This window comes from Achromobacter sp. (genome assembly GCF_032102605.1).
Lineage (GTDB): Bacteria > Pseudomonadota > Gammaproteobacteria > Burkholderiales > Burkholderiaceae_B > Achromobacter.
On sequence record NZ_DAMDGT010000001.1, the window covers coordinates 453,465 to 466,191 of the forward strand.

Annotated in this window: 12 protein-coding genes; 9 read left to right on the forward strand and 3 right to left on the reverse strand. The window is 66.9% G+C overall.

Going from position 1 to position 12,727, the window contains the following annotated elements; all coding sequences use genetic code 11:
• Position 1: 1 nt before the first annotated feature.
• Entirely contained in the window at positions 2–2,122 is a 2,121-nt protein-coding gene (gene flhA / locus RT614_RS02110; RefSeq protein ID WP_313619939.1) for a flagellar biosynthesis protein FlhA, read from the forward strand.
• Between the two features lie 641 nt (positions 2,123–2,763).
• Positions 2,764–5,400, forward strand: a complete 2,637-nt coding sequence (gene flhF, locus RT614_RS02115) for a flagellar biosynthesis protein FlhF (protein ID WP_409558423.1) — start codon at positions 2,764–2,766, stop codon at positions 5,398–5,400.
• A 95-nt stretch (positions 5,401–5,495) separates the two neighbouring features.
• Here flhF and RT614_RS02120 read toward each other — a convergent pair whose 3' ends face one another.
• The 3 genes from RT614_RS02120 to flgA all read right to left on the reverse strand — a co-directional run bounded on the left by RT614_RS02120 (position 5,496) and on the right by flgA (position 7,137).
• Positions 5,496–5,969, reverse strand: coding sequence for a flagellar protein FlgN (locus RT614_RS02120; RefSeq protein ID WP_313619941.1), 474 nt, complete (start codon positions 5,967–5,969; stop codon positions 5,496–5,498).
• Positions 5,970–5,999: 30 nt separating this feature from the next.
• Entirely contained in the window at positions 6,000–6,293 is a 294-nt protein-coding gene (gene flgM / locus RT614_RS02125; RefSeq protein WP_313619943.1) for a flagellar biosynthesis anti-sigma factor FlgM, read from the reverse strand.
• Between the two features lie 127 nt (positions 6,294–6,420).
• Positions 6,421–7,137 carry a flagellar basal body P-ring formation chaperone FlgA gene (gene flgA, locus RT614_RS02130; RefSeq protein ID WP_313619944.1) on the reverse strand — a complete coding sequence of 239 codons (717 nt, stop codon included), beginning with the start codon at positions 7,135–7,137 and terminating at the stop codon, positions 6,421–6,423.
• A 177-nt stretch (positions 7,138–7,314) separates the two neighbouring features.
• Between flgA and flgB the strand changes: the two genes are divergently transcribed.
• The 7 genes from flgB to RT614_RS02165 all read left to right on the forward strand — a co-directional run bounded on the left by flgB (position 7,315) and on the right by RT614_RS02165 (position 12,726).
• Positions 7,315–7,722, forward strand: a complete 408-nt coding sequence (gene flgB, locus RT614_RS02135) for a flagellar basal body rod protein FlgB (RefSeq protein ID WP_313619946.1) — start codon at positions 7,315–7,317, stop codon at positions 7,720–7,722.
• Between the two features lie 22 nt (positions 7,723–7,744).
• Positions 7,745–8,164: a flagellar basal body rod protein FlgC gene (gene flgC / locus RT614_RS02140; RefSeq protein ID WP_313619948.1), complete on the forward strand. Its 420-nt coding sequence runs from the start codon at positions 7,745–7,747 to the stop codon at positions 8,162–8,164.
• A gap of 20 nt (positions 8,165–8,184) precedes the next feature.
• Positions 8,185–8,883, forward strand: coding sequence for a flagellar hook capping FlgD N-terminal domain-containing protein (locus RT614_RS02145; RefSeq protein WP_313619949.1), 699 nt, complete (start codon positions 8,185–8,187; stop codon positions 8,881–8,883).
• Positions 8,884–8,952: 69 nt separating this feature from the next.
• On the forward strand, positions 8,953–10,395 hold the full coding sequence (locus RT614_RS02150; protein ID WP_313619950.1) for a flagellar hook-basal body complex protein: 1,443 nt from the start codon (positions 8,953–8,955) through the stop codon (positions 10,393–10,395).
• A 38-nt stretch (positions 10,396–10,433) separates the two neighbouring features.
• Positions 10,434–11,198 (forward strand): flagellar basal body rod protein FlgF, encoded by a 765-nt coding sequence (locus tag RT614_RS02155; protein WP_313619951.1) that lies wholly within the window; start codon positions 10,434–10,436, stop codon positions 11,196–11,198.
• Positions 11,199–11,251: 53 nt separating this feature from the next.
• On the forward strand, positions 11,252–12,037 hold the full coding sequence (gene flgG / locus RT614_RS02160) for a flagellar basal-body rod protein FlgG (RefSeq protein WP_313619952.1): 786 nt from the start codon (positions 11,252–11,254) through the stop codon (positions 12,035–12,037).
• Positions 12,037–12,726, forward strand: coding sequence for a flagellar basal body L-ring protein FlgH (locus tag RT614_RS02165; protein ID WP_313619953.1), 690 nt, complete (start codon positions 12,037–12,039; stop codon positions 12,724–12,726). The genes flgG and RT614_RS02165 overlap by 1 nt, the downstream gene beginning before the upstream one ends.
• The last annotated feature ends 1 nt before the right edge of the window (position 12,727 follow it).

Below are 12,727 nucleotides of genomic sequence, written 5' to 3' on the forward strand. Positions count from 1 at the left end.
AATGAGCGCATTGCTCACCATGTTGAAGAGTAACGGCGGCACGCACGCGCGGCTGCTGGCGGGCCCCATCCTGATCGTGATGGTGCTGGGCATGATGGTGCTGCCCCTGCCCACGTTCCTGCTGGACCTGCTGTTCACCTTCAACATCGCGTTGTCCGTGATGATCCTGTTGGTGGCCATGTTCACGCGCAAGCCGCTGGACTTTGCCGCGTTCCCGGCCGTGCTGCTGTTCGCAACGCTGCTGCGCCTGTCGCTGAACGTTGCCTCCACCCGCGTGGTGCTGCTGCACGGACACACGGGCCCGGACGCTGCGGGTAAGGTGATCGAGGCCTTCGGCCACTTCCTGGTGGGTGGAAACTTCGCCGTCGGGATCATCGTCTTCATCATCCTGACGATCATCAACTTCATCGTCATCACCAAGGGTGCGGGCCGTATCGCGGAAGTCGGCGCGCGCTTCACCCTGGACGCCATGCCCGGCAAGCAGATGGCGATCGACGCCGACCTCAACGCCGGCCTGATCGGCGAGGACGAGGCCCGCAAGCGTCGCGCGGAGGTTTCGCAGGAATCGGACTTCTTCGGCTCGATGGACGGCGCCAGCAAGTTCGTGCGCGGCGACGCCATCGCCGGCCTCTTGATCATGGCGATCAACGTCATCGGCGGCCTGGTGGTGGGCGTCGCCCAGCACGACATGTCCATGAGCGACGCCGGCCGTGTCTACACGCTGCTGACCATCGGTGACGGCCTGGTCGCCCAGATTCCCGCCCTGGTGATTTCCACCGCCGCCGGCGTGGTCGTGTCGCGCGTGTCGACGGACCAGGACATCGGCCAGCAGATCATCAGCCAGTTGTTCTCCAACCCGGCCGTGCTGTTCCTGACCGCCGGCATCATCGGCATCATGGGCCTGATCCCCAACATGCCGCACGTCGCCTTCCTGACGCTTGCGGGCGCGCTGGCTTATGGCGGCTGGATGCTGCTCAAACGCAAGCAGGCCGCCGCAGTGGCCGCCGAGGAGATTCCGCCGCAGGCGATCACGCAGGCGCAGGCCGCCGCCGCCGAGGCAAGCTGGGAAGACGTGTCCATGGTGGACCAGTTGGGCCTTGAGGTCGGTTATCGGCTGATTCCGCTGGTGGACCACGCGCAGAACGGCGAACTGCTCCATCGGATCCGCAGCCTTCGCAAGAAATTCGCGCAGGACGTGGGTTTCCTGCCGCCCGTGGTGCACATCCGCGACAACCTGGAGCTCAAGCCCAACGACTACCGGATCCTCCTGTCCGGCGTGGAAGTGGGCAATGGCGTGGCGATGCCGGGCCAGTGGCTGGCGATCGACCCGGGCGGCGTGACGATGCAGATCAAGGGCACGCCCACTACCGATCCGGCCTTTGGCCTGCCTGCGCTGTGGATCGACGGATCGCTGCGCGACCAGGCGCAGGTGGCAGGCTACACGGTGGTGGATGCGGGCACGGTCGTCGCCACGCACCTGAATCACCTGATGCACCGCCACGGCTCGAACCTGCTGGGCCGCCAGGAAGTCCAGCAACTGCTGGACCGCATCGGCCGCGACGCGCCCAAGCTGGTCGAAGACCTGGTGCCGAAGACGCTGTCGCTTACCGCGCTGCAGAAGGTGCTGCAGGGCCTGCTGTCGGAAGAGGTGCCGATCCGCGACATGCGCACCATCATCGACACGCTGTCCGAACACGGTCCGCGCTTGGCGGCGCAGGCGGCTGGTTCTGGCGGACAGCCCGACATCAACGAACTGATCGCGCTGACGCGCCGTTCGCTGGGCCGCGCCATTACCCAGCAGTGGTTCCCGGGCGAGGGCGAGCTGCGCGTGATCGGTCTGGACGTGAAACTGGAACGCGTGCTGTCGCAGGCCATGACGACCAGCGGCGGCCTGGAGCCGGGGCTGGCCGATACGCTGCTGCGCGAGGCGCAGGCGGCGGTCGAACGGCAGGAATCGCAAGGCAATGCGCCGGTGCTGCTGGTGTCGCCGGTGCTGCGCGCGCCGCTGTCGCGCTTCCTGCGGCATCACCTGCCGCAGCTGGGCGTGTTGTCGAATACGGAAATTCCCGATGAGCGCATCGTCCGCGTGACGGCGCTGATCGGCGGGAGCAATGGGCAATGAAGATCACCCGCTTCTTCGGGCCGAACACCCGTGATGTGATGCGCCAGGTGCGCGAGGCCCTGGGGCCGGACGCGCTGATCGTGTCGAACCGCAGCGTCGAGGGCGGCATCGAGGTGCTTGCCACCGCCGACGACGCTTACGAGGACGCGCCCGCGCAGACTCCGCCGCGCCAGGCGCCGGCGTACGCGCAGCCGGCCCAGGAACGCCAGCCCGCCAGTTCGCCGTTTGGTGCGCCGGCGCCGGGGGATCGTCCGCAATCGGCGCCCGCCATGCCCGCGGCCGGCATGCCGCCCGCCACGATGGCGCCTGCAGCTTACGTGGCGCCCTCGCGGTCCATCGCCGCTTACCAGTCCGCTTTTGCGGCGTCCGCGCGGCCGGTGGACGAATCCCCTGATCCGGCGGGTTACGCGCCGGACGCCGAGACGCAGCCTGCGCCGTCGCTGGCGGCGCGTCCCGCCATGCCGCCGGGCGTTCCGGCGATGCCCGCCGCGCCTGCTCCGCAGCCTGTTGCGCCGGCAATGTCGACGCCAGCCGCGTCGGCTGCGAGCGTGCGAATGGCGGGCGCCGCCATGCCAGCCGCTCCGATGCCGGGCGCTCCCGTGCGCGTCGAGCTTCCGGCCCTGCCGCCCGCGCGTCCGTCGATGGGTGCGGCCGGCTTCGGGTTCGCCAGCGCGGGTTCCAACGGCGCGGGCGCTTCCAACCTGGGTTCGACAGCCGGTATCGGGTCGACAGGCATCGGCAGCGCAGCGTTGCGGCCGACGCCGACCCCGACCCCCATGCAGGCTGCCGCCGCCTCTGCCGTGCCGGTGCCTGCCGCTGCCGCCGCCGCGCCGACTCCCGGCGTGCGCATGAACGCCGAGCCGGCGCCCGCGATGCACATGGCCGCCGCGACCTCCGCGCCCGCCGCACACATGGCTGCCGCACACATGGCCACGGCACACGTGGCCGCCCCAACGGCAACCGGTTATCAGACACCCCAGGCCTACGCACCGTCCACCCCTGCGACGCATGCGCCCCAAGCCTACGCACCGTCCACCCCGGCGACGCACACGCCCGCCGCGCCCGTTGCACCTCAGCCGCCCGCCGCGCCTTCGATGGCCCGCACGCCGGACGCGCCGGTGCGCCAGTTGCCGGCCATGCCCCCGTCGAACCTGCCCGCGGACACGGCCGCGGGATTGCAGGACGCGATCAGCGCGCTGCGCGGCGCGCTGGAAAGCCGCATGGACGGCCTGCTGTGGGGCGGCCGCCAGGGACCGGGCCGCGAACCGGCCGGCGCGGCGCTGTTCCGCAGCCTGCTGGACGCCGGCTTCAGCACGAAGCTGGTGCGCACGCTGGTCGAGCGCCTGCCGCAGGGCCTGAGCACCGAAGCCGCGCTCAGTTGGGCGCGCAACGAACTTGTGACGCACCTGCCCGTGGTTCGGTCGGAAGACGAATTCCTGGCCGGCGGCGTTTACGCGCTGGTCGGCCCCACCGGCGTGGGCAAGACCACCACGCTGGCCAAGCTGGCGGCGCGCTGCGTGGCCCGGGAAGGCCGCGAGCAGGTGGCCATGCTGACGACCGACCTGTTCCGTATCGGGGCGTTGGAACAATTGCAGATCTACGGCCGCCTGATGGGCGTGCCGGCGCATTCGGTGCGCGATGCGGGCGAGCTGCGCCGCATCCTGGCTGAGCTGGGCAATCGCAAGATCGTGCTGATCGACACCACCGGCATCAGCCAGCGCGACCGCCTGGTGGCGGAGCAGGCGGCGATGCTGTGCAACGCGGGCAAGCCCGTGCGCCGGCTGCTGGTGCTGAACGCGGCCAGCCAGGGCGATACGCTGGACGAGGTGGCGCACGCCTACCGCAACGGCGTCGGCGAGGACGTGGCCGGGTGCATCATCACCAAGCTGGACGAGGCGACCCGGTTGGGCGCGGCGCTGGACACGGCGATCCGCCATCGCCTGCCGATCCACTACATGTCGGTCGGGCAGAAGGTGCCCGAGCACATGGAACTGGCCCGCGCGGACGTGCTGATCGACCGCGCCTTTTCGATGGTCGAGCGCGCCCGCGCGCTGTACACCCCCAGCGAGGCCGATCTGGCGTCGCTGGTTTCCTCTTCGCGCGAGCCCGAGGCGGTCGATCCGGCGCGTCGTCGCCAGCTTCTAGCCTCGGCCATCCTGCCCACGCAAGGCGGCGCAGCCTCGATCGCGGCGGCCCAGAGCCTGGACGACACCATTTCGTGGCTGGACAGCGATGCGGCCTGCCTGCAGGCGCGCACGGCCTGGCGCGAGTATGTCAGCGACGGTGCGGGTTCCAGCCTGGGCGCGCTGGGCGACGAGCCGCTGGCCATGGCGCGCCGCGAGTTTTCCGCGGCCTGCAGCAAGAACCTGCTGGTCATGCACGGCAAGACCACCATGAAGGGCGAGGCCTTGCCCGGCGGTTCGCTGCTGAGCGCGCTCCTCATGAGCGACCGCGGCGCCGCGCTGGCCGCGCCGGCCCAGCAACTGGTGTTGCCGCACGGCATGCTGAGCTCATTCGCGCCCGGCGCGCCGGCGCAGCCGGACCCGGTCCAGGCGCTGGAGGCGCGCGTGCGCTGGCTGAGCGATCGCCTGCAGGCGGTGCCGCTGGTCCACATGCTGGAGGCCGGCACCGTCGCGTTGTGGCAATCCTTCACCGACCAGGGCGTGTCGTGGGTGGCGCGCTGCCCGGGCGGCCTGCGGGTGATCCAGGATGAATGCCCGACCAATCTGAACGCCGTCGGCAAGAGCGTGGGCTACCTGCCGGTAGGCCAGCCGGGCGATATGCCGGGCCTGCGCCACGTCAAGGACGGCAAGACCGTGCCGCTGGCGTTGTGGGCGTCCGGCACGGAGGTCGCGTTGCCGGGCAAGGGGCAGGGCGCCAGCGTCCGCCTGATCTGCGCGCGCCTGATCGACACGGTCAGCGGCGAAGTCGCCGGCCATCTGTTCGGTACGACGAACCTTTCCGCGTCGCAGGCCGATGCCGCCACGATCGCGCGCTGGCTGGTGCTGCAGGACGAAGCCAAAGCCGCATTCCGCTACATGGCGAATGCCTGGCAAGCGTTGCCGGCGGTGGATGGGGCGCATACGTTGGCCCGCCAATCCCTGATGGCGGGGCAGCTGGGCGCGGCGTGCTGGCAGTTGGCGCACTCGCCGGCGGCCGACGTGGCGCGCGGCCCGATGTCCGGCATCGTTGGTTCGGAACGCAAGCTGTCGGGCCGGATGCTGCCGGTTGCCCTGCTGAAAATGTTCGCCATGCTGGAAATGACCGGCGGGGCGTGACGCAATCGTCCGGCCCTTTCCCTATAGAGGAACTGGCCAATGAAAAAGGCGACGTGCCGGGCACGTCGCCTTTTTTTGTCCCTGCGGGATGCGGATCAGCCCGCGACGATCGGCTTGCGCCCGGGAGCGCCACGGGCGCCGCGGCCTTGCGCGTCGTACGTGGACGCGCTGCCCACGCCGACGTTGCGCAGGGCGTCCAGCGATTGCTGGGTATAACGCAGGTGCACGTCGATCAGCGCGCCATTGCGCATGTTGATTTCGCTGGCGGACGCCGATTTGTTGAGCAGCGCCTGCCACACGCCCGACAGCTGCGGGTACTGCGCCGCGGCCTGTTCGGTGCCGACGTGCCCGGCGGGCAGGCCGATTTCGGTCAGCAGGTTGTCGCGCGTCTGGCTCAGGTCGACCAGTTGCTGGGCAACGCCGCGCTTGCGCTCGGTGATCTCGTTCAGGGCCTCGACGCTTCCTTGTCCGACGAGCACCTCGGTTTCCTCTTCCAGGATGGAGGAGAACTCGGTGATCAGGGCATCTTCCTGCTTCATGCAAGTTTGCAGGGATTCGACGAGGCTCATGACAGGCTGCTCAGGTGCGGGTGGATAGGACTACTTCAGCAGATCGCGGGCGCTGGCGATCAGGCTGTCGGCGATGCGGCCGGTGTCGATCTTCAGTTGCCCGGACGCGATGGCGGCCCGGATGGCGGCGACGCGTTCGACGTTGATGTCGTTCGAGCCGTCTTGCAGGGCCAGCATCTTGCGCGAGGCAGAGCTCAGCGCCACTTGGGAGCTGCTCGAGCCGCTGGCGCTGCCGGCGCCGTAGGCCTGGCTAACCGCGGACTCGGCGCGTGCACCGAGGGCGTCGGCCGCTAGGGGCCGGTTGGTGGTCGAATTGATTTTCAAGGTTTTCTCCGCAGGGCGTCCTGGGTCGGTTTGCGACGGATCCGCCTACTTATGTCTCTGTAACGACAAGGGCCGAAGGAACTTTAGGGTATATGGATACCCGCCGCAACGCGATTTGTAACATTATCTACAGCTGTATTTCCACCAGGGTCGCATTGCGCACGATACCGCTGACCACTTGTCCGCCTGCGGTGCGGACCTGGACGACGGCGCCGGGCGCGGCGTTGTCCATGGCCTGGCCCTCGCTGCTGACCATGAAACCGTTGCCCCGGGCGTTGATGCGCACGTTCGAGCCCCGCACCACCGACTGCGCGTTGCGCAGCGAGGAGCTTCTGATGGGCTGACCGGCGTTGATCCGGAAGGCGGCCGTCATTCCGGCGACCGCCTGCGGATCGGTGACGGCGCCGGGGGGCAGGGTGACCAGATCGCCTTCCCGGGCGTCCAGGTCGGCGGGGGTAAGCGCCTGCCCCGCCGCGATCATGCGCGACGCGACGTAGTAGTGGCCGGACACGCTGACCGTCGCCTGCACGTACGCCGTCCAGGCCTTGGGCGCATTGCAGCGCACGCCTACCGTCATCCGCGAACGCAGTTTCATGCCGGAGGGTAAAAATGGGGACATGGCGTCGCACGGCGCCAGCCGGTCGGTGCGGGGCGGGTCGATGGCAATCGAGGGCTCGCCGGGCAGGGAGGCCAGTTGATCCTGCAGATAGGTCTGCGCCGCAAGGATGATCGCTTCGGGGGGCTGGGTGGCCGCTTCCTGCGCCTGAGCGCCGCCGGCCAGGGCCAGCAGCAGGGCGGCCAGGCAGGCTGCGCGCGCGTGAAGGAGTCTTGCGGAGATTTTCATGATGGATGAATTGTAGAAGTCGGCGGCGTTCGGCAATACGTGAATTGGATGAGAAATGACGGGTTATTTGGCTGATTGTGTTCAGTCCCTCGACCCTATGATGCCGTCATCCAATGGGATAGCGGTGTGCCCGAAAGGCCCCGCTTCATCCGAATTGCAACGAATCAAGGCGCCACGATGCTCGACAGGATTAACGAAGATTTCCGGTTCTACCAGCAGGCACTGGGACTGCGCGCGCAGCGCCAGGAAGTGCTTTCCTCGAACATCGCCAACGCCGACACCCCGAACTACAAGGCGCGGGACATCGACTTCAAGGCGGCCATGCAGGAAGCCATGGAAGGATCCATGCGCCTGAAGGATACGTCGCTCACGCTGACGTCCGCCCGCCACATTCCCGCCAAGGCGGTGTCGCAGGGCCCGACGGATCTGCTGTACCGCCTGCCGTACCAGCCCAGCATGGACGGCAACACGGTGGATATGGACATCGAGCGCGTCCAGTTTGCCGACAACACCTTGCACTACCAGAGCACGATGCAGCTCATCTCCAGCCGCATCCGCGGTCTGCAGACCGCCATCCAGGATTGATCATTAAAGGGAGCAACAGGCAATGTCCTTGTTGAGCATTTTCGATATCGCCGGTTCGGCGCTGAGCGCGCAATCGCAGCGCATGAACGTGGCGGCGAGCAACATGGCCAACGCCGACAGCGTGGTGGGCCCGGACGGCCAACCCTATCGCGCCCGCCAGGTCGTGTTCCAGGTCAACCCCGCCGCAGGGCAGGCGCTGGGCCAGGAGATCGGCGGCGTGCGCGTGGCCGGCGTGGTCCAGGACCAATCGCCCTTGAAGCAGGTCTACGACCCCAAGCACCCCCTGGCCGATGCCCAGGGCTACATCAGCATGCCCAACGTCGATCCGGTGGCCGAAACGGTCAACATGATCGCCGCGTCGCGGTCATACCAGGCCAACGTCGAAGTGCTCAACACCGCCAAGGCGTTGATGCAGAAGACGCTGACCATCGGTCAATCCTAATTTCCAGCCAGAGTCTATCCATGACGACCGTCGATCAAACCACGAGCACCACGGCAATGGGCCTGGCGCAAACCGGCGCCAGCGGCGCGAGCACTGCGCAGGGCCTGCAGGACCAGTTCCTGAAGCTGCTGGTGACGCAGCTCCAGAACCAGGATCCGCTGAACCCGATGCAGAACGCGGAACTGACGTCCCAGCTGGCGCAGATTTCCACGGTGGAAGGCATCACCAACCTGAAGAACACCATGCTGGCCATCAGCGGCCAGATCGACGTGTCCCAGTCGATGAACGCCGTGTCGATGATCGGCAAGGGCGTGCTCATCCCCGGCTCCAAGGTCAAGGTGGGCGTGGACGGCGAGAACCCGGCGGAACGCGTGGTCACGCCGTACGGCCTGGATCTGCAGGGCGACGCCGCCAAGGTGCAGGTCCGCATTTCGGACTCGAACGGCGCGGTCGTGCGCACCATCGAACTGGGCGAACAGAAGAACGGCGTGTACACGCTGGAGTGGGACGGCAAGAACGATGCCGGCGTGGCGATGGAGGCGGGCGCATACAACGTGTCCGTGCTGGCGACCGACGCCGAAGGCACGAAGGTGAATTCCGAAGTGCTGAGCTACGGCATGGTCAAGAGCGTGGCGTATTCCACCAACGGCCTGCGACTGGACCTGGGCCTTGAAGGCCAGACCAGCATGCTGGACGTGCGCAAGGTGATCGGCGCCTGATCAGGCGGATATGAATCGATGCCGGCGCGTGGGCGGCGGCTTCTCCATTAAAGATTAGCGAGAGAAAACATGGGCTTCGGACAAGGATTGAGCGGCTTGAACGCCGCTGCGCAGAACCTGGACGTCATCGGCAACAACATCGCCAACTCGGGCACCGTCGGCTTCAAGTCGGCAACCGCGTCGTTCGCCGACGTGTACGCCAGCTCCCGCGTGGGCCTGGGCGTCAAGGTCGCGGCCATCAACCAGCGCTTCACGGTGGGTACCGTGAACGGCGGCGGCGGTGAATACGACATCGCCATCGACGGCGCCAAGGGCATGTTCCGCGTGACCGACCAGAGCGGCGCGGTCATGTACACCCGCAACGGCGAATTCCTCGTCGACAAGAACAACTTTATCGTCAACGCCCAGGGCTACCGCATGACCGGCTACCCGGCCGGCGCCATCGGCGCAAACCCCGTGGAACTGCAACTGCCGACCGCCAACGTCGCGCCGCAGGCCACGTCCACCGCCACCACCGTGGCCAACCTGGACGCGAATGCCAAGGTGATTTACGAAACAGATACGCAGGTGGAGCCCGGCACAGTCGAGTTGGGTACCCCCGGTGTCGCCTACTCTTTCCGGATCGACACCGCGACCAATGAGGCGGTGTTCGACATCGCGCCTGTACCACCCGACGGCACATATGGCACCATCACCATCGCGGGGGGCAGGACGGCGGACGATCTTACTGGTCAGGCAGGATATCAGGCGCCTGTGATTGAACTGGCCAAGCCCTTCGATCCATTGATTTCAAGCAGCTACACCAACGCTTCGCCCATGACCGTGTACGACTCTCTGGGCAACTCGCACCAAGTGATGCAGTATTTCGTGAAGCGTCCTGCGAGCGGAGCTGGCAGCGAGTACGACGTCTACTACACGATGGACGGCAAGGCCATGGCGCCGACGTCCGAGGCGGGCGGCGTCTGGGGCTCGCCGACCAAGCTCAACTTCAACAATGCGGGAGCCCTGACCAGCGCCCCGGTCGTGAACCTGAGCGTTGTGCAGCCCGGGGGCACCACTACCCCGGCCGATCCGCTGAACATTGCATTAAATTACACCGGCACGACGCAGTACGGCAGCAACTACAAGCTGGTCGCCAAGCCCGACGGCTACACGTCCGGCGAATTCAGCGGCATCAACATCAGCAGTGACGGCAGCCTGGTCGCCAGCTATACCAACGGTGAAACCCAGGTCGTCGGCACGATCGTCCTGGCCGACTTCTCCAACCTGCAGGGCCTGCAGCCGGTGGGCAACAACGCCTGGAAGGAAACTGCTGCCTCCGGCCAGCCGATCCTGGGCCAGCCCGGCACCAACGGTCTGTCGACCGTGGTTGGTCAAGCCACCGAGTCGTCCAACGTGGACATGAGCAAGGAGCTGGTCAACATGATCATCGCCCAGCGCACCTACCAGGCCAACTCGCAAACCATCAAGACCCAGGACGAAATCATGCAAGTCCTGATGAACCTGAAGTAATCCCCGCAGGGCTAGCGACGACACCGACGGAATAGGCAATGGATCGAATCATCTACACCGCCATGAATGGCGCGGCGCGCATCACCGAGCATCAGGCGGCGCTCGCCAACAACATGGCCAACGTGAACACGGCGGGCTTTCGCGAGCAGATCGCGCTGTACCGCTCGGTTCCGGTGAACGACGGGGTGAGCCTGCCTACGCGCGTTTCGACGGTGGCGTCCACGCCCGGCAACAGCTTCCAGATGGGCACCATGCAGACCACGGGCCGCGACCTGGACGTGGCGCTGTCCAGCGAAAACGGCTGGATCGCGGTGCAGACGCCCCAGGGCGAGGCCTACACGCGCGCCGGCAGCCTGCAGGTGGGCGTCAACGGCCTGTTGCAGACGTCGCTGGGCCAGCCGGTCCTGTCGGATCAGGGCGGCCCGATCGACGTGCCCGACCAGGCGGCGCTGACCATCACGTCGGATGGCACGATCACCGCCATCGGCGCGGGCGATGCGCCCAACAACATCCTGAACCTGGGCCGGCTCAAGCTCGTCAACCCGGACAACAAGCAGCTGGTTCACGGCGACGACGGCGTGTTCCGCATGGCGGGCGTCAACGGCCAGCCGGCGGCGCCGCTGCCTGCCGATCCCGGCCTGCGTCTGCTGTCCGGCGTGCTGGAAGGCAGCAACACCAATCCCATGGCGTCCATGGTTGGCATGATCGAAAACGCCCGGCGCTTCGAGCAGCAGATGCAGGTGATTCAGCAGTCGGACCGCAACGCGGAACGCGCCAACGGCATCCTGTCGGTCAGCGCCTGATTTAAATAAACATTACGCTCGCGGCGCCGCCGCGGCACCAGGAGTACTTCATCATGATGCGTTCGTTGTGGATCGCCAAGACGGGCCTGGAAGGTCAGCAGACCTCCATGGACGTGATTTCCAACAACTTGGCCAACGTCTCCACCAACGGGTTCAAGCGCGGCCGCGCCGTGTTCCAGGACCTGATGTACCAGACCCTGCGCCAGCCCGGCGCCCAGGTGGGCGACGCCACGCAACTGCCGTCCGGCCTGCAGCTGGGCACCGGTGCGCGCGTGGCGGCCACCGAGCGCATCCACTCGTCCGGCAACCTGAACAACACCGGCGGCGAAATGGACATCGCCATCGACGGCCGCGGCTTCCTGCAGATCGAACTGCCCGACGGCACGCAGGCCTACACCCGCGACGGCGCGCTGCAGCGCGACCAGAACGGTCAGCTCGTGACCGTCAGCGGCTATGTCATCCAGCCCCCGATCAACGTGCCGGACAATGCCTTGTCGCTGACGATCGGCAAGGACGGCATGGTCTCGGTGACGCAGCCTGGCGCCGCCGGCATCAACGTGCAGATCGGCCAGCTCCAGATCGCCACCTTCATCAACCCGACCGGCCTGCAGAGCATCGGCGAAAACCTGTACCTGGAAACCGACGCCTCCGGCCCGGCGAACCTGCTGCAGCCGGGTGTGGACGGCGCCGGCTCGATCCTGCAAAACTACGTCGAAACGTCCAACGTCAACGTCGCTGAAGAACTGGTCAACATGATCACGACCCAGCGCGCCTACGAAATGAACAGCAAGGCCGTCAAGACGTCGGACGAAATGCTGGCCCGCCTGACCCAACTGTGATGCCCATGTCTGTCCTGCGCCTGGTATTTGCTGCGGCCCTGGCTCTGCTGGCGGCCGGCTGCGCCATGATTCCGCCCGAGCCCATCGTGACCGGGCCGACGACGGCGGCGCCTCCGCCGCCGCCCATGCCCATGGCGCAGCCCACGGGCTCCATCTACCAGCCCACGACTTACGGCAACTATCCCCTGTTCGAAGACCGTCGTCCGCGCAATGTGGGCGACATCGTCACCATCGTGCTGAACGAGCGCACGAATGCCTCGAAGAACGTCGCGACGAACACCAACCGCAGCGGCTCCACCACCCTGGGGATCGCCGCTGCGCCGTCCTTCATGGACGGCTGGGCGAACGCCAACCTGAACACCGACGCCAAGGGCGGCAACGTGTCGCAGGGCAAGGGCGACAGCTCGGCCAACAACGCCTTTACCGGCACGATCACAACGACCGTCGTGGGCGTGATGTCCAACGGCAACCTGCAGGTCGCCGGCGAAAAGCAGATCGCCATCAACCGCGGCAGCGAATTCGTCCGCTTCGCGGGTGTGGTGGATCCGCGCTCCATCACGGGCACGAACACCGTGTCGTCCACCCAGGTGGCCGACGCCCGCATCGAATACCGCAGCAAGGGCGTCATGGACGAAGTCCAGACCATGGGCTGGCTGCAACGCTTTTTCCTGATCGCTTCGCCGTTCTAAA